The following is a 16,792-nucleotide window of genomic DNA, read 5'->3' as shown; positions in this document are numbered from 1 at the left end:
GGTCCTGGTGGAGGCGGGCGCCGCTGACGGCGGAACTCTCTATCCTGCGCTTAGTCGCACGCCGGCGCGCAAAAACTTCTGCGGATCGACTGCATCGCCGTCGATCCGCGTTTCATAATGCAGATGCGGACCCGTGGAGCGGCCGGTCGAACCGACCGCGCCGATCACCTGACCGATCTTGACGACGTCGCCGACCCTGACGTGAATCTCCGACAGATGGCCGTAACGGGTCGACAAGCCGTTGCCGTGATCGACCTCCACCATGCGGCCGTAACCGCCCATCCATCCCGACGATACGACCTTCCCGTTCGCGGTGACGCGCACGGGATCGCCGGTGGCGGCGCGGAAATCCAGCCCGGTATGCATGGCCGGGCGGCCAAGGAAGGGATCGCTGCGCACGCCGAAGCCAGACGTGAATTCGACCTCGCCGACGACAGGCTTGCGGTAGGGCACCAGCGCCAGCGTCGCGTTGAGGCGCTGCATCTGGACGCGGGTGAGGTTGATGCGGTTGAGCTGGCGTTCGAATGCGCCGGCGTCGGCCGGCAGCTTCACCGGTACGAACGGGCCGCCGATCGCCGAACGCGGTGTTGCCGCTTCGAGTTGCGCCATGTCGAGGCCGAGATCGGTGAACACGCCGCGCATGCGGCGGACGCGCGATTCCATGCTGTCCTCGACCGCGCTCAGCGCCGCCATCTGGCGCCGCTCGACGGAATCGAGCGAGGTCTGCAGGCGGACCAGCACGTTGTCGACACCTTGAACCTTGGCAAACTGATTTGGCTGCGGCTTGGCGATAATCGGCGTGCGCGATTCCAGTCGCGCTTCGCGATCCGGCGGCGCGACGAAGATCACGGTGTCGCTGATCGGGGAGGGTTTCAGGGGGCCGGAAGCGGGGGGCTCCACGGCGGCGCCGCGGGCCGGCGGCCGAACCGAACCGGTCGCTGCAGCATCCGGCATAGCGCCGAGCGCAGTCGCACGCGATTCGAGCGCAGTCTGGCGGCGCATGATCTGGTCGAGCTTCTGGTCGAACTGTTCCTGATCGAGCAACTGTCGGCTGGTGGTGCGGTCAACCTTGGCACGCAGCTCCGCGATGCGGTCTTCATAGGCGTATTGCATCTCGGCCTGGCGGGCGATCAGCCGGGTCAGGACGTCGTCGCGAAAGGCGAAATAAGTAGCGGTCGCCGCCGACCACATGCCGAGCAGGACGATCGTACCGACCACGATCCAGAATACCACCGGCCCGAAGCGGACCTGCTTGCCGGCATGGACGATGGCATAGCCATTGCCATCGAGGGCTGCGGCGGCGGCCCTTGCCGCCTGGGGCGCGGGCCGGCGCGGCGGCGTACGGCCATGGTCATGAGGGTGGTGGTGATCGGAATAATGACCGGAACGGTACGACATCGGCACTCCCGCGCCGGTCGGAGACAAGTTCCGTACGGCTCAATTTGCGGGGCCGATTTGACCCTCTCATGGTTAATTTTTGGAAAATGGGAACTGGCACATCAGATGGCCAGAGCCGCGGCCAGCACTTCGTCGGCATGGCCGTCGACCCGGACATTGCGCCAGATCCTGGCGATCCGCCCGTCGGCGCCGATCAGAACCGTGGTGCGAATAATTCCCATGAAGGTCCTGCCATACATCGATTTTTCGCCCCAGGCGCCATACGCCTCCAGCATGTCATGCTGCTCATCCGAGATCAGAGGAACCGAAAGCTGGTGCTTGTCGCGAAAGGATTCCTGGGCCTTTACGGTGTCGGCGGAGATGCCAAGCACCGCGGCGCCTGCATCGGCGAACGCGCTGCTGAGTCGGGTGAAGTCGATCGCCTCGCGGGTGCAGCCGGGGGTGTCGGCGCGGGGGTAGAAAAATAGCACCAGTTTCCTTCCCGCATAGTCGGCCAGCGACGCGCTGCCGCCGCCATCCCGCGGCAGGCTGAAGGCGGGCGCCGGGGCGCCCTCGGCCAGCCCGGTTCCGGTAGCCGGTTTGGGTGTATCCGATAGGTCGGATTTTATTAACTGTTTAGGTGTCGGCTTGTGCGACGATTTGGTTGATGCGGTTTTGGCGGCCTTGGCCGGTTTTTTGACAGTTTCCTTGGCGGCGGGTTTGGCGGCCTTGGGCGCTACCTTGGCGGCAGGCTTTTTGGCCGATGCCGCGGCGGCGGGGCGGGCCGGCTTGCGGGCGGCCTTGGCTGCGGATGGTTTTCGAGCGGGCGTCTTGCGGCTTTGGGAGGATGGCTTGGAGGATTTCATGCGCGTTTTCTTGGACATACGCCTTCCTTTCGTCGCTTTCCGCAGATCAACCATTAGGGTATTGCGGGTCTCGCCTTTGGCCGTCGGATTCGCTCCGGCTGCTGGGCAACTTTGATGACCCCGGAGTATGGTTACAAGGAATTCGACGCTACACCCGTCCGCTCGTCGATGGGGCCGCCCAATCAGTCCTTGGGTCCGACCACGAGTAACAGTATTAATCGAGGATTGGCAGCGATGCCGGCACAGGAGCGCTCGATACAGATCGAAGAGCGTGACCTTGGCGGCGATCAACCTCAGCGCCGGCACCGAGAGGCAATGGCTAGGAATACTTCGCCAAAGGGGTCGAATCCGCGTGCCGAGACCCAGCAATGGGATGACGCAGCGGGCTGGGAGCAGGACGAAGCCGCCGGCTACCGCGCGCGGCGCCTGCTGTCGCGTTCCGATTCCGGATTTCACCGTGCCGGCGACAGGTTCTCAGCGCTGCGGCGGTGGATGAGCGGCGAACGCTGGGTCAAGCGCCTGGCGATCGTGATCGCCGTGCTGGCGGTGATTTTCATCGGCTGCTTCGGCGGGCTGTGGTGGCGGCTTGGCGCCGGGCCCATCAATCTCGATATCGCGACGCCCTGGCTCGCGGCCGCGATCGAGGAAAATATCGGCCACGGCAATACGGTTGCGGTCGGCGGTACGCAGATCGAGCGCGCCGGACGGATTCGCATAGCGGTGCGCATCCGTGACATCGTGGTCCGCGACCGCGATCAGGTCGTTGTCGCCACCGCCCCGAAGGCCGAGGTGAAACTTTCAGGCACGGCGCTGCTGATGGGCCGGCTGCGCGCCGAAAGCCTCAATCTGGTCGACGCCGAACTCGCGGTACGAATCACGCCGGACGGTCAGGTGACGGTGTCCGCCGGCGACACCGCCAAGCCGCTGGCGACGGGCGTTGCCTCCAAGCGCGATGCCGGCATGGCGCCGACATTCCCCCGCGCGGCGCCTGCGCCCGCCCCAGGTGCGCCGGCGATGGCGCCCGATCCGACGCAGAACGGATTGCTGGCCGGCCTCGACTGGCTCGACAGCCTCAGCCTGACCGGTCTCGACGGGCAGAATCTGAACGAGATCGGCCTCAAGAACGGCAATCTCGTCGTCGATGATCAGCAGCGCGGGAACAAGTGGACGTTCGACAATATCAGCCTCAGCATGCGCCGCCCGAGCGGCGGCGGGGTCGCAGTGAGCCTTGGCGAGGAGGGCGCGCGTCCATGGTCGCTGAAGGTCGTGGTCGGGCCGCCGCAGAACGGCGTGCGCTCGGTCGATCTTCGCGCCGACAAGGTGCCGGCAGCCAACATCCTGCTGGCGATGCGGGTCAAGGATCTTACCTACGGCGCGGACCTGCCGCTTTCCGGCGAGTTGAAGGGTGAATTGGGCCGCGATGGCGTGCCGACCTATTTGCGCGGCAAGGTCACGGCGGGCGCCGGGCATCTCATCGACAGCGATACGCCCGATTATCCGATGCCGATCGATTCGGCGGAGATGAGCGTCGAGTGGGATTCCGGACGGCGTGTGCTGGTCGCGCCCTTCAAGGTCGTTTCCGGCGCGAATCGGATCACGCTGCTCGGCCATCTCGAGCCGCCGAACGGCGCCACCACCGAGTGGCAGGCCGGCCTTAGCGGCGGCACGATTCTGCTGGCCGGCACCGACAATGAACCGCCGTTGATCTTCAACCGCATCTCGATCGGGATGAAGTTCGACACCGACCGCAAGCGCGTGCTGCTCACCCAGGCCGATATCAGCAACGGCGAGATCGGCATCGCCGGCACCGGCAGCATCGACTATGCCAACGAGGCCCGCCTGCAGCTTGGTTTTGCGGGTACGCCGATGTCGGCATCCGCGCTGAAGCGGATGTGGCCGATCCTGATCGTGCCCGAAGTGCGTGAATGGGTGATCGAGCGGATCGAGCGCGGCACGCTTCAGCGCATCGAAGTCGGCGTCAATTCGCCGGTGCGTAATCTCTCGCGCAAGGGTCCACCGATTCCGGACGATGGCCTGGCCGTCAACATCGTCGCCTCGGGCGTGACGGCGCGTCCGGTCGACGACATGCCGGCGGTTCGCGATGCGGACTTGAAAGCGCGGGTTACCGGCCGCACCGCAACGGTAACGATCGGGCAGGGAATTGCCGACACGCCCGCCGGGCGCAAGATCAACATTTCGGATTTCATCTTCGAGGTGCCGGACATGGCGCCGAAACCGTCTCCATCAAAGGTGAAATTCAGGGTGGATTGTCCGGTGCCGGCCGCGGCCGAGATTCTGGCCTCCGACCGGATCAGCGATCTCTCCGGCACGCTGATCGATCCGAACGCCAGCAAGGGAAACGTTGCCGCCACCATCACGCTCGGCATGCCGGTCAAGGGCTCGATGACCAAGGCCGACACCACCTACACGGTGATTGGTGACCTCAGTGGTTTTGCTGCCGACAAGCTCGTGATGAACCAGAAGCTGGAGGCCAACGCGCTGAAGGTGCTGGCCAACAATGCCGGCTATCAGGTCAAGGGCGACGTCAAGATCAACGGGCAGGCGGCTTCGCTGGACTATCGCAAGGCGAGCGAGGGCGACGCCGATATCCGCCTGCAGGCCACGCTGGATGATGCCAGCCGCGCTCGGCTCGGGATCGATCTCGGACCCGCCGTGAGCGGCTCGATCCCGATCAAGGTGGTCGGCAAGATCGGCGAGAACGACAGCCGCGTCGGCATCGAGGCCGACCTGACCTCGCTGCGGCTCGACAACATCCTGCCGGGCTGGGTCAAGGTGCCCGGCAAGTCGGGCAAGGCGACGTTCAATGTCGTGAAGAAGGAACAGTCGACGCTGTTCCAGGATATCGTGGTCGAAGGCGGCGGCGTTTCGATCAAGGGATCGCTCGAAGTCGACCAGAACGGCGACCTGATGAGCGCGAACTTCCCGACTTACGCGCCGTCGGATGGCGACAAGACCAACTTGAAGGCCGAGCGCGGCGCCGACGGCGTCGTCAAGGTCATGATGCGCGGCGACGTGTTCGACGGCCGCGGCTTCCTCAAATCGGCGATCTCGGGCGCCGATCCCAAGAGCAAGTCGAGGAACATCGACCTCGACATCGACATCAAGCTCGGCGCGGTCGCGGGCTTCAACGGCGAGGCGCTACGCAGCGTCGACAGCAAGTTCTCCCGCCGCAATGGCATCGTCAAGAACTTTACGCTCTCCGGCAAGGTCGGACGCGATACGCCCGTGACGGCCGATCTGCGTGGCCGCGGAGCGGGGCATGGACGCGACATCATCGTGCTGCAAACCAACGACGCCGGCGCGTTCTTCCGCTTCACCGACATGTACTCCAAGGTGGTCGGCGGACAATTGTCGCTTGCCCTTGAGCCGCCAACGGTCGAACCCAGCGCAAAGGAAGGTCTGATCAACGTCCGCGACTTCTCCATCAGGGGTGAAGCTTCGCTCGATCGTGTGGCCGCGGGCAATTCCACCGGCACTCAAAGCGGCGTTTCCTTTACCGCGTTGCGAGCCGAGTTCACCCGGCAGAACGGACAGCTGTCGATCCGCGATGGTGTCGTGAAGGGACCGATGATCGGTGCGACCATCGAAGGCAGCATCGATACTGTCGCCAATCAGGTACGCATGAGCGGCACCTTCATTCCGATGTACGGATTGAACAACATGTTCGGCCAGCTTCCCGTGCTCGGCATAATTCTCGGTGGCGGCAGCAATGAGGGCCTGATCGGCGTGACCTACGAAGTGGTCGGCACGCCCGGCCAGCCAGTGCTGCGCGTCAATCCGATTTCGGCGATGTTTCCGGGCGTGACGCGAAAGATCATGGAATTCAACACCGGCAAGCAGAACACCCCGATCGAGCTCCCGCCGAACAACTAGGCAGGCGGCCCGCGACAAGACGGGGCCGTGGACGATCGACTGATGCTGCCTGCATCTCGGACCTACCCGGATGCCATGGCCGAGACCGCCCGTGCGACCGAAGCCCAGATGGCGTTTTGCTGCGCGGCAGGAACGGTGGCGCCAGTCAGATAGCCCGTGATCACGATGGGCGCCTTGCCGGGAGGCCAGATCACGGCGACGTCATTGTTCGTGCCTCGCGCACCTGTGCCGGTCTTGTCGCCGACGCGCCAGTCTTTCGGAAGGCCTGCGCGCAGCCTTGTATCGCCGGTCTTGTTGGCGACCAGCCATGCTGTCAGTTGCTCGCGCGATGGCGCCGACAGCGCCGTAGTTCCAACGACGAGAGCCTGCAAATTGGAAGCCATGGCATTCGGTGTTGTGGTGTCGCGGGGATCGTCGGGCAAAGCCTCGTTGAGCGAGGGCTCATCCCGGTCCAACCGCGTGATCTGGTCGCCGAGACTCCGTGCGAACGACGTCAGCCCCGAAGGTCCACCAATGCTGGCGAGTTGCAGATTGCCGGCCGTGTTGTCGCTCAGCGTCACCGCCGCCTCGCAAATTTCAGCGAGCGTCATGCCGTCGCGGCCGGCGTGCTTTTCGGTAACGGGCGAGTACGTGACGAGTGCAGATGCTTCAAAGGTGACGCGCCGCGTCAATTGTTCCTTGCCGGCATCCACCCGCGCCAGGATCGCGGCGGCCGCCAGCGCCTTGAAGGTGCTGCACATCGGAAAGCGTTCGTCACCGCGGTGGACGTGACGAGCGCCCGTTGCAGTGTCCAGCACACAAACACCGAGCCGGCCGCCGCTCTCGCGCTCCAGACGCTTGATCTCGTCGATCAGTCGCTGATTTGAGGGCGATGCCTGTACCGTTTTCAGCCGGCCGCTCAAGGCAGTCGCTACCAGCGCTGCGCCGCATCCAAGCTGGAACCTTCTTCTCGTGATCGTCATGAATCTCTCCTTGCTGCGTGCAGGAAGGTGCCGACAGGCCGTAATCTTGACAAACGATCAGTTCTGCGGGCAGGCATAAGAAAAACTAGGGACTAGCAATGCGGCGCCGGACGAAGCTTTCGCACCTTCCGCTCAATGCGCTGCGGGCTTTTGAGGCGACAGCGCGCAACCTCAGCTTCACCCGTGCGGGCCTGGAACTTCGGGTCACGCAGGCGGCCGTCAGCCAGCATGTGAAGGTGCTGGAGGACCGGCTTGGCGTGCAGTTGTTTCGCAGGCTACCCCGCGGGGTCGCACTCACCGATGAAGGGCAGTTGCTGCTGCCGAGCATTGTCGAGGCCTTCGGCCGGCTCACCGAAACGCTCAATCGTTTTGAAGACGGCCACTACCAGGACGTCATCGCAGTCGGCGTCGTCGGCACCTTCGCTTCGGGATGGCTGCTGCCGCGGCTCGATGCCTTCAGGAAGGCGCATCCGCGGATCGATCTGCGTCTGTTCACCAACAATAACCGTATCGACATCGCGGGTGAGGGCCTCGATTACGCGATCAGGTTTGGCGATGGTCTTTGGCACGGGACCGATGCGACCCACTTGATGGGCGCGCCATTTACCCCGCTCTGCGCGCCGTCGCTGGCTCGCAGGCTGAGCCGTCCGGCCGATCTCAAGCGCGAGGTGCTGCTGCGCTCCTACCGGCAGGAGGAATGGCCACGGTGGTTTGCCGCGGCGGGACTGCAGAGTCCGGTGCCCAAGGGAATGGTGTTCGATTCATCGATCACGATCGCCAGTGCAGCGGCGCGCGGTTTCGGCGTTGCGTTGTTGCCGCCGGCGTTGTTTCAGGACGAGATTCGTCGACGGCGGCTGATACGCCCTTTTCAGATCGAAGTAGCGCTCGGCGATTACTGGATTACGTCGCTGCACTCCCGGCAACCGACACAGGCCATGCTCTCATTCAAGAACTGGCTGCTTGAAACGATCGCAGCAAAAAACAGCAGCCCCCGGCAAGCGAGCCGAGACCTGACTACCGTCTGAGCGCCGGGACGACCAGAAACGGGATCATCCCCAGCACCACCGCGATCAGCGCGAACGCGATCACGGGGTTGTAGCTGTGGGTCCAGTCGTGGATCAGGCCGCCGGCCCACGCGCCCAATCCCGAGCCAAGGCCGCTGCCGATCGCGATCGTGCCGAAGATGGTGCCGACGCGCTCGCCGCGAAAGATCTTCATCGCGGTCGCCGTGATCAGCGGCCCGCGCGAGCCAATCATGCTGCCGAAGGTCACGACGAAGGCACCGAGCAGCCAGAAGTTCGGATAGTACTGCAACAGCCAGAGCAGGATGATGCCCAGAATCGAGATGGCGTAGCTGAGCAATACCGACGGCCGGCGTCCGATCATCGCGTCGAGCTGGGTCACGCCCAGCATGCCGAACAGCAGCACGACGCCGGAAAAACCCCAGGCGGTTGCGGCCTGCAGCGGCGGGAAGCCGGCATCGATCAGATAGGCGACGATCTGCGCCGAGATCGCGTACATGCCGACGGCGGTGAAGAAGAAGGTCGAGAACAGCGCCCAGAACGCGTGGTGGCGCATCGCGCTGGCGAGCGTCCAGCCGTCGTCAACAAGATCCGGATCGGCTTTCCTGGTGACGTGCGGCGAGCCCGTGGCGAACAGCCGCCATGGCAACAGCAGCAACGGCACCAGCAGGCACAGCGTGATGATGCCGAAAATCTGGTGGGCGCCGCGCCAGCCGACGTAATCGATCAGGAGTTGCGACGCCGGCAGCAGCACCAGAACGCCGGCGCCGGTTGCGGAATAGACGATCGCCATCGCGGTAGGCAGCCGCGGGCCGAACCAGCGGCCGAGCAGGATCGAGTTCGGCACGTTTCCGATGAAGGCGATGCCGATCCCGACGGCGAGCCCGGTGCTCAACTGCAATTGCCACAGCGCCTGCGCGTGAGAGGCCCCCAGAAACGCGCCGCCGAGCAGCAGTAGCCCGAGGGAATAGACGGTGCGCGGGCCGTAACGATCGAACAGCCGGCCGACCACCGGGGCCATCAGCCCGCCCGCCAGCCAGGTCAGCGAATAGACCGAGACCACTTCCGCACGGTCCCAGCCGAAATTCTCCGCGATCGGCTTCAGGAAAACCGTAAAGCTCTCGCCGAGCCCGCGGCCGAGCAGCGCCAGCGTAAAGCACAGCGCCAGCACGTTGAGCGCAACCCGCTCCGGCTTGAGCGGCCTGGCCGACGCGTCTTGCTCTGGCGCTTTGCTATCCATGACATGCAGGGAGCGCGTTTCCGCCAAGACCCGCAAGCGTCAAAAGCGAATGCGCCTATGCAAGGCTTGGGTCAGGCCGGCTTCAGCAGCACGTGCTTTTTCTTCCCCATGGAAAGCTTGATAACGCCTTCCGGCGTGAGGTTGGATGCCGTCAGCACCATCTTCTCGTCGGTCACGGCGGCATCGTTGACGCGCAAGCCGCCGCCCTTGATCTGGCGCCGTGCTTCGCCGTTCGAGGCCACGAGGCCTGCCTTGACGAATAGCCCCACGACGCCCGCGCCGGCCTCGAGCTCGCCGCGCGAAACTTCCACGGTGGGCAGGTTCTCCGCGATCGCGCCTTGCTCGAACGTCTGCCGGGCAGTCTCGGCGGCGGTGTCGGCGGCGTCGCGGCCATGCAGCAGCGCGGTCGCCTCCGTCGCCAGCACCTTCTTGGCTTCGTTGATCTCACCGCCCTGCAGCGCTGCGAGCTTTGCGATCTCGCTCATCGGCAGGGTCGTGAACAACTTTAGAAACTTGACGACGTCGGCGTCCTCGGCGTTGCGCCAGTATTGCCAGAAATCGTAGGGCGAGAACTGGTCGGCGTTGAGCCACACCGCGCCCTGTGCGGTCTTGCCCATCTTGGCGCCGGAAGCGGTCGTCAGCAGCGGCGTGGTCAGCGCGAACAATTGCTCCGTGCCCATGCGGCGGCCGAGATCCACACCGTTGACGATGTTGCCCCATTGGTCGGAGCCGCCCATCTGCAGCCGGCAGCCGGTGCGCCGCGCCAGCTCGACGAAGTCGTAGGCCTGGCAGACCATGTAGTTGAATTCGATGAAGCTCATCTCCTGCTCGCGCTCGAGCCGGAGCCGCACCGAGTCCATCGTCAGCATGCGGTTGACGGAGAAATGCCGGCCGATATCGCGCAGCATCTCGATCCAGTTCAGCTTGGTCAGCCACTCGGCATTATCCAGCATGATCGCGTCGCTGGCGCCGTTGCCGTAGCGCAATACCTTGGAAAACACGCCCCGGATAGAAGCCTTGTTGGCCTCGATTTCCGCAATCGAGCGGATGGCGCGCGATTCATCCTTGCCGGAGGGGTCGCCGACCATGGTGGTGCCGCCGCCCATCAGCGTGATCGGCTTGTTGCCGCTCTGCTGCAGCCAGTGCAGCATCATCATGGTGAGGTAATTGCCGATATGGAGCGACGGCGCCGTGCAGTCGTAGCCGACATAGGCGATCGCCTGGCCCTTCGCCGCCAGCGCGTCGAGACCCTCGAAATCGGAGCACTGGTGGATGAAGCCGCGCTCCTGTAAAATGTTCAGGAAATCTGATTTAAATGCGGTCATTGGCGGGCGCTTTGATCATTCTATTTTCACTGTAATTGTAACTGCTTTGCGGAACCATCGCGGAACAGGCTGCCGCAGGGCCGGGCGCTGTGGCATTATAAGATGTGCGTGTTTGGCACAAGCTGATCGTCGTCGGCGGGACGTATCGAGCAGGGCGTTTCAAAGGCACAATCTGCTATGATGTTGACGGCATTGGGTTTGATGAGCGGCACCTCGCTTGACGGGGTCGATGTCGCTTTGATTGAAACTGACGGGCGCCGGGTCAATGCGCTCGGACCGTCCGGATACCGCCCCTATACCGACACGGAGCGCGGCCTGCTGCGCCAGGCGCTGTACGAGGCCGCCGACCTGCCGGATCGCACGGCCCGGCCCGGGTGCCTGCGCGAGGCCGAACGGGTCGTTACAACGGCCCATGCCGAGGCGGTGGCTGCCTTTACCGCGCAACACCGGATGCGTTTCGACGACATCGACATTGTCGGCTTCCACGGCCAGACCGTGCTGCACCGGCCCGAGAAAAGGCTGACGGTCCAGATCGGCGACGCGCTGATGCTGGCCAAGGCTATCCACATCCCGGTCATGTACGATTTCCGCGCTGCCGACGTCGAAGCCGGCGGCCAGGGCGCCCCCTTTGTGCCGGTCTATCACCGCGCGCTGGCCCAATCGCTGGAGCGGGAGGGGCCGACCGTCGTGGTCAATATCGGCGGGGTCGCCAACATCACCTATATCGACGGCGATACGCTGATCGCCTGCGATACCGGCCCGGGCAACGCGCTGCTCGACGACCACATGCTCCGTCGCATGAACCAGCGCTTCGATACCGAGGGCCGTACCGCAGCGCTCGGCAAGGTCGATGCGGCCTGGATCAACCGCGCGCTGGCGATGCCGTTCTTTGCGCTGCCGCCGCCGAAATCACTCGATCGCAACGATTTTGCCGGGCTGAAGCTCGGCGATATGCCGCCGGAGGATGGGGCGGCGACGCTGACTGCGTTTACGGTGGCTGCAATCGCCCGGGTAGTACCGCTGCTGCCAAAGGAGCCTAAGAGCTGGATCGTGGCCGGCGGCGGCGCCCGCAACATGACCATGCTGCGGATGCTGCGCGAATGCCTGGCGCCGGCGCAGGTCCAGGCGGCGGATACGCTGGGCTGGGCCTCCGACGCCATCGAGGCGCAGGCGTTTGGATTTCTGGCGGCGCGCGGCCTGAAAGGCCTGCCGCTGAGCTACCCCGCCACCACAGGGGTACCGATCCCGATGACCGGCGGCATCATCGCGCGGCCGTGACGCGGTTCGCGATATGTTGATGCAGTTGCATCGACCTTGACGACTGCATGCATACGCATCTAATTTGGATGCAGATGCATGGAGCGAGGGCGGGCGGCCTTCGCCTTGGGAGGTCGTCATGGCGCAAAAGCTCACTTTGATCAGCCACAAACTTTGCCCTTACGTGCAGCGCGCCGTGATCGCGCTGAACGAAAAGGGCGTTCCGTTCGAGCGGGTCGACATCGATCTCGCCAACAAGCCGGACTGGTTCTTGAAGATATCGCCGCTCGGCAAGGTACCGGTGCTCGTCGTGACCGGCGACGACGGCAAGGAGATCGCGCTGTTCGAGAGCAACGTGATTTGCGAATACATCGAGGAGACGCAAGCCGGCGCAAAGCTGCATCCGCAGGATGCGCTGCAGCGCGCGCAGCACAGGGCCTGGATGGAGTTCGGTTCGACGATTCTGAGCGAGCTATGGGGCCTGGAGACAACGGGCGATCCCGCGGTGTTCGAAAGCAAGCGGCAGGCGGTTGCCGCAAAATTTGCGCGCGTCGAGGAGGCGCTAGGGAAGGGCCCGTTCTTCGCCGGCGAACATTTCAGTCTGGTGGACGCAGTGTTCGCGCCGGTCTTCCGTTATTTCGACGTGTTCGATGAGTTGACCGATCTCTCGGTCTTTGCCGATACGCCGAAGGTTCGCGCATGGCGGGAGGAATTGGCCAAGCGGCCGAGCGTACGCACGGCGGTGGGGGCCGACTATCCGCAATTGCTGCACGCGTTCCTGGTGCGCCATGACGCACACATGCTGAAGCTGGCGGCTTGATGTTTCAGGATGGGTTACAGGGTCTCGAGATAATTCTCGTGAATGTCCGCAGCTTTGCCATCTCTGTATTCGACGGAATACACAACGCCGGGTGTAAACTGGTCGAAATGTGATCCCTTCCGATCCCGTGGAAGGAAAACTCCAAATACCGAAGCTGGCTCCCCGGGCCGCAGATGATCGGGGGCGTCCTTCCTGACCATCACTGAACTGCCCATAGCTGAACTTCTTCATGAGCGGAGTTGTAACGTAGCGCAGGCTCCGTGTCCCGGGCGTGAAGCGGTGGGCAGCGTAGGGCGGATTACCGGAGCGTAATCCGCCGCCCTGGAAAACGTCGGTGGGTTACGGCTTCGCCTAACCCACCCTACAGAGCATCGCCGTGGCTCAGCGCACGTTGGCGAGCCGCATATCGAGATAGCCGGTCACCGTCTCCATCAGCGGCTCGAGCTTGCCGTCGAAGAAGTGGTTCGCGCCCGGGATGATCTGCTGATCGATCACGATGCCCTTCTGCGTCTTCAGCTTCTCGACGAGCGTGTTGACGTCCTTCGGCGGCACCACCGCGTCCTTCTCGCCATGCACGATCAGGCCCGAGGACGGGCAGGGCGCGAGGAACGAGAAGTCATAGAGGTTGGCGGGCGGCGCGATCGAAATGAATCCTTCGACCTCGGGCCGGCGCATCAGAAGCTGCATGCCGATCCAGGCGCCGAACGAGAAGCCCGCGACCCAGCAGGCGCGCGCTTCGGGATTGATGGTCTGCGCCCAGTCGAGCGCGGAGGCGGCGTCTGACAATTCGCCGGTGCCGTGATCGAACGAGCCCTGGCTGCGGCCGACGCCGCGGAAATTGAAACGCAAGACCGAGAAGCCGCGATGCGCAAACGCGTAGTAGCACTGGTAGACGATCTGGTGATTCATCGTGCCGTGAAACTGCGGATGCGGATGCAGGATCATCGCGATCGGCGCGTTCTTCTGCTTGGCCGGATGATAACGGCCTTCGAGGCGGCCTGCGGGGCCGGTGAAGATTACTTCAGGCATTGATGATCCCTGGGCAACGGATGTGATCCGGCGGAGAGAATGTGATCAGGCGTCGCTGGGCGATGCGCGAACGACGCTCCCGTGAACTGGTGGCGGCGTTCTAACATGAGGCGAGGGGCAAAAAGCAAGCATCTTGAACATCTAGAAGGCGGTTCAAGATGCTAGTTTGCGATTGCCTGCAGACGGCGCGATCGCCAATTGCAATAAGGCGTCTGGCGCTCGCGCGCGAAAGATCCCTGCCAATATAGGTAATATAATACAGATGGCTGATCGGGTCTATCTCGACTGGAATGCAACCACGCCGCTTCGCCCGGAGGCGCGGCAGGCGTTGGCGGCTGCCTGGGACATGGCCGGCAATCCGTCCTCGGTTCATGCCGAAGGCCGGCAGGCGCGCCGACTGGTCGAGGATGCGCGGGCCGCCGTGGCGGCGGCCGTGTCAGTCCGGCCGCAGGACGTGGTGTTTTGCTCCGGCGGTACCGAAGCCAATGCCATGGCGCTGACGCCGGGATTGCGCTGCGGCTCAGGCTGGCCGGTCCAGCGTCTGCTGGTCTCGGCCATCGAGCATCCATCGGTGATGTCAGGGGGACGGTTTCCGGCCGACGCGATCGCGTCCATCAATGTCTCCAGCGCCGGCGTGGTGGATCTCGATCATCTGCGCGCTGTGCTGGCGGACGGGCCGCCGGCGCTGGTGTCGGTGATGTCAGCCAATAACGAGACCGGCGCCATTCAACCAGTCGCCGAAGTCGCTGAGATCGCGCATCAAGCCGGCGGGGTGGTGCATGTCGACGCGATCCAGGCACTGGGAAAAATACCGATCGATATCAAGGCGATGCAGGCCGATCTGGTCACGCTGTCTGCGCACAAGATTGGCGGCCCCAAGGGCGTTGGCGCGTTGGTTCTGGCCGAGGGCGTGCAGGGGAGCGAGCCGCTGTTGCGCGGCGGCGGGCAGGAACTCGGACGCCGGGCGGGCACTGAGAATGTGGCCGGCATCGCAGCCTTTGGCGCTGCGGCCGGAGCCGCGACGGCGCAACTGGCTGACAATGCCGACCGGCTTCAGACCCTGCGCGCGCGCTTTGAGAAGGGGCTCAAGCAAACCGCTGATATAATTGTGTTTTCCGAAAGCACGCCGCGGTTACCCAATACCACTCTGTTTACGGTTCCAGGGCTGAAGGCTGAAACGGCCGTGATCGGCTTCGATCTCGGCGGTATTGCGGTATCTTCGGGCTCTGCCTGTTCCTCCGGCAAGGTGCAACCGTCGCACGTCCTGGCTGCGATGGGATTTGGCAAGGATCTGGCCCAGGGAGCGGTGCGGATCAGTCTGGGCTGGTCTACCTCTGAGACAGACATAGATTTGGCCCTCAAGGCTTGGCGAAAGCTTGCCGATGCCTTACTTAGAGGGCGACGAAACACGGCTTGAACCGTTCTAAGAGCGTTTCGCCGGACAGGCTTCGTCACAGATTTTGTTCCACCGCGGTCCTTGAAACCGCGAGCGGAGGATGGAATGCCAGCCGTACAAGAGACGGTCGAGCGCGTGAAGCGCATCGACGTCGACCAGTATCGATATGGGTTTGAGACACTTATCGAGTCGGAGAAGGCCCCCAAGGGTCTCTCGGAAGACACCGTCCGCTTCATCTCTGCAAAAAAGAACGAACCAGCCTGGATGCTGGAATGGCGCCTGGAGGCCTATCGCCGCTGGCTGACCATGACCGAGCCGACCTGGGCGCGCGTCAACTATCCGAAGATCGACTACCAGGACATTCACTACTACGCGGCGCCGAAGCCGAAGAAGACGCTGTCCTCGATCGACGAAATCGATCCGGAGATTCTCAAGACCTACGAGAAGCTCGGCATTCCCCTGCGCGAAGTCGCCATTCTCGAAGGCGTCGAGCCGCCGCCCGGTAGCGAGCCGTCGGCCAACCGCAAGATTGCGGTCGACGCGGTATTCGACTCGGTTTCAGTGGCGACCACGTTCCAGAAGGAGCTGAAGGCCGCCGGCGTGATCTTCATGCCGATCTCGGAGGCGATCCGCGAGCATCCCGAGCTGGTGAAGCAGTATCTCGGCTCAGTCGTTCCGACCTCGGACAATTACTTTGCGACGCTGAACTCGGCGGTGTTCTCCGACGGCTCGTTCGTCTATGTGCCGCCGGGCGTGCGCTGCCCGATGGAGCTGTCGACCTATTTCCGCATCAACGAGCGCAACACCGGCCAGTTCGAGCGCACGCTGATCATCGCCGACAAGGGTTCTTACGTCAGCTATCTCGAAGGCTGTACCGCACCGCAGCGTGACGAGAACCAGCTTCATGCCGCCGTCGTTGAACTCGTTGCCCTCGACGATGCCGAGATCAAGTATTCGACGGTGCAGAACTGGTACCCCGGCAATTCCGAAGGCGTCGGCGGCATCTACAATTTCGTCACCAAGCGTGGCGACTGCCGCGGCAACCACTCGAAGATTTCATGGACCCAGGTCGAGACCGGTTCGGCGATCACCTGGAAATATCCGAGCTGCATCCTGCGCGGCGACAATTCGCGTGGCGAGTTCTACTCGATCGCGATCTCGAACGGTCACCAGCAGGTCGATAGCGGCACCAAGATGATCCATCTCGGCAAGAACACGTCGAGCCGAATCATCTCCAAGGGAATCGCGGCAGGCGTCTCGCAGAACACCTATCGCGGCCTCGTCACCGCGCACCGCAAGGCGACCGGCGCGCGCAACTTTACGGCCTGCGACTCGCTTCTGATCGGCGACAAGTGCGGCGCGCATACCGTGCCCTATGTCGAGGCGAAGAACTCGTCGGCGACCTTCGAGCATGAGGCGACGACGTCGAAGATTTCCGAGGACGTGCTGTTCTATTGCATCCAGCGCGGGCTCTCGCAGGAAGAAGCTGTTGGTCTCGTGGTCAACGGCTTCGTGAAGGACGTGTTGCAGCAACTGCCGATGGAGTTCGCAGTTGAGGCGCAGAAGCTGATCTCGATCTCGCTGGAGGGAAGCGTCGGGTAGGT

General features: G+C 63.6%; 12 protein-coding genes. 6 read left to right on the top strand and 6 right to left on the bottom strand.

Annotated features, from left to right (window positions below; translation table 11 throughout):
- Positions 1–39: 39 nt before the first annotated feature.
- Both CQ12_RS12000 and CQ12_RS42120 read right to left on the bottom strand, forming a co-directional pair.
- Complete coding sequence (locus CQ12_RS12000; protein ID WP_198164129.1) at positions 40–1,398, bottom strand: peptidoglycan DD-metalloendopeptidase family protein; 1,359 nt, start codon at positions 1,396–1,398, stop codon at positions 40–42.
- A 101-nt stretch (positions 1,399–1,499) separates the two neighbouring features.
- Positions 1,500–2,261: a peroxiredoxin gene (locus CQ12_RS42120; RefSeq protein WP_083519250.1), complete on the bottom strand. Its 762-nt coding sequence runs from the start codon at positions 2,259–2,261 to the stop codon at positions 1,500–1,502.
- A gap of 216 nt (positions 2,262–2,477) precedes the next feature.
- Between CQ12_RS42120 and CQ12_RS11990 the strand changes: the two genes are divergently transcribed.
- Positions 2,478–6,137 carry a YhdP family protein gene (locus tag CQ12_RS11990; protein WP_057835507.1) on the top strand — a complete coding sequence of 1,220 codons (3,660 nt, stop codon included), beginning with the start codon at positions 2,478–2,480 and terminating at the stop codon, positions 6,135–6,137.
- 62 nt (positions 6,138–6,199) lie between these two features.
- Here CQ12_RS11990 and bla read toward each other — a convergent pair whose 3' ends face one another.
- The gene (gene bla / locus CQ12_RS11985) at positions 6,200–7,099 is read right to left on the bottom strand and encodes a class A beta-lactamase (protein ID WP_057835506.1); all 900 of its coding nucleotides are present in this window, start codon (positions 7,097–7,099) and stop codon (positions 6,200–6,202) included.
- Positions 7,100–7,197: 98 nt separating this feature from the next.
- On the opposite strand from bla, the gene CQ12_RS11980 reads away from it, so the two are divergent.
- Positions 7,198–8,124 (top strand): LysR family transcriptional regulator, encoded by a 927-nt coding sequence (locus CQ12_RS11980; RefSeq protein WP_057835505.1) that lies wholly within the window; start codon positions 7,198–7,200, stop codon positions 8,122–8,124.
- Here CQ12_RS11980 and CQ12_RS11975 read toward each other — a convergent pair.
- Together CQ12_RS11975 and tyrS are read right to left on the bottom strand one after the other, a co-directional pair.
- Positions 8,114–9,361, bottom strand: a complete 1,248-nt coding sequence (locus CQ12_RS11975) for an MFS transporter (protein WP_057835504.1) — start codon at positions 9,359–9,361, stop codon at positions 8,114–8,116. The two genes, CQ12_RS11980 and CQ12_RS11975, sit on opposite strands and share 11 nt — an antisense overlap.
- Before the next feature lie 71 nt (positions 9,362–9,432).
- A complete protein-coding gene (gene tyrS, locus CQ12_RS11970) occupies positions 9,433–10,686 on the bottom strand; it encodes a tyrosine--tRNA ligase (RefSeq protein WP_057835503.1) in 1,254 nt (417 codons plus the stop codon).
- A gap of 177 nt (positions 10,687–10,863) precedes the next feature.
- On the opposite strand from tyrS, the gene CQ12_RS11965 reads away from it, so the two are divergent.
- Positions 10,864–11,964 (top strand): anhydro-N-acetylmuramic acid kinase, encoded by a 1,101-nt coding sequence (locus CQ12_RS11965; protein ID WP_057835502.1) that lies wholly within the window; start codon positions 10,864–10,866, stop codon positions 11,962–11,964.
- Positions 11,965–12,082: 118 nt separating this feature from the next.
- Positions 12,083–12,763 carry a glutathione S-transferase family protein gene (locus CQ12_RS11960; RefSeq protein WP_057835501.1) on the top strand — a complete coding sequence of 227 codons (681 nt, stop codon included), beginning with the start codon at positions 12,083–12,085 and terminating at the stop codon, positions 12,761–12,763.
- A 381-nt stretch (positions 12,764–13,144) separates the two neighbouring features.
- Here CQ12_RS11960 and CQ12_RS11955 read toward each other — a convergent pair whose 3' ends face one another.
- Positions 13,145–13,792 carry an alpha/beta hydrolase gene (locus CQ12_RS11955; protein ID WP_025589847.1) on the bottom strand — a complete coding sequence of 216 codons (648 nt, stop codon included), beginning with the start codon at positions 13,790–13,792 and terminating at the stop codon, positions 13,145–13,147.
- A 262-nt stretch (positions 13,793–14,054) separates the two neighbouring features.
- On the opposite strand from CQ12_RS11955, the gene CQ12_RS11950 reads away from it, so the two are divergent.
- Together CQ12_RS11950 and sufB are read left to right on the top strand one after the other, a co-directional pair.
- On the top strand, positions 14,055–15,209 hold the full coding sequence (locus CQ12_RS11950; protein WP_057835500.1) for a cysteine desulfurase family protein: 1,155 nt from the start codon (positions 14,055–14,057) through the stop codon (positions 15,207–15,209).
- A gap of 84 nt (positions 15,210–15,293) precedes the next feature.
- A complete protein-coding gene (sufB, locus tag CQ12_RS11945; protein WP_057835499.1) occupies positions 15,294–16,790 on the top strand; it encodes a Fe-S cluster assembly protein SufB in 1,497 nt (498 codons plus the stop codon).
- The last annotated feature ends 2 nt before the right edge of the window (positions 16,791–16,792 follow it).

It is taken from the genome of Bradyrhizobium jicamae (assembly GCF_001440395.1).
GTDB classification, from domain to species: Bacteria; Pseudomonadota; Alphaproteobacteria; order Rhizobiales; family Xanthobacteraceae; genus Bradyrhizobium; species Bradyrhizobium jicamae.
Note: the sequence above shows the minus strand (reverse complement) of the source record. Positions and strands in the feature narration are given on the sequence as shown.

Excerpts from the sequence above, each read along its gene's own strand:
- CQ12_RS12000 (WP_198164129.1), bottom strand. The coding sequence starts at position 1,398 with ATGTCGTACCGTTCCGGTCATTATTCCGATCACCACCACCCTCATGAC.
- CQ12_RS42120 (WP_083519250.1), bottom strand. The coding sequence starts at position 2,261 with ATGTCCAAGAAAACGCGCATGAAATCCTCCAAGCCATCCTCCCAAAGC.
- CQ12_RS11990 (WP_057835507.1), top strand. The coding sequence starts at position 2,478 with ATGCCGGCACAGGAGCGCTCGATACAGATCGAAGAGCGTGACCTTGGC.
- bla (WP_057835506.1), bottom strand. The coding sequence starts at position 7,099 with ATGACGATCACGAGAAGAAGGTTCCAGCTTGGATGCGGCGCAGCGCTG.
- CQ12_RS11980 (WP_057835505.1), top strand. The coding sequence starts at position 7,198 with ATGCGGCGCCGGACGAAGCTTTCGCACCTTCCGCTCAATGCGCTGCGG.
- CQ12_RS11975 (WP_057835504.1), bottom strand. The coding sequence starts at position 9,361 with ATGGATAGCAAAGCGCCAGAGCAAGACGCGTCGGCCAGGCCGCTCAAG.
- tyrS (WP_057835503.1), bottom strand. The coding sequence starts at position 10,686 with ATGACCGCATTTAAATCAGATTTCCTGAACATTTTACAGGAGCGCGGC.
- CQ12_RS11965 (WP_057835502.1), top strand. The coding sequence starts at position 10,864 with ATGATGTTGACGGCATTGGGTTTGATGAGCGGCACCTCGCTTGACGGG.
- CQ12_RS11960 (WP_057835501.1), top strand. The coding sequence starts at position 12,083 with ATGGCGCAAAAGCTCACTTTGATCAGCCACAAACTTTGCCCTTACGTG.
- CQ12_RS11955 (WP_025589847.1), bottom strand. The coding sequence starts at position 13,792 with ATGCCTGAAGTAATCTTCACCGGCCCCGCAGGCCGCCTCGAAGGCCGT.
- CQ12_RS11950 (WP_057835500.1), top strand. The coding sequence starts at position 14,055 with ATGGCTGATCGGGTCTATCTCGACTGGAATGCAACCACGCCGCTTCGC.
- sufB (WP_057835499.1), top strand. The coding sequence starts at position 15,294 with ATGCCAGCCGTACAAGAGACGGTCGAGCGCGTGAAGCGCATCGACGTC.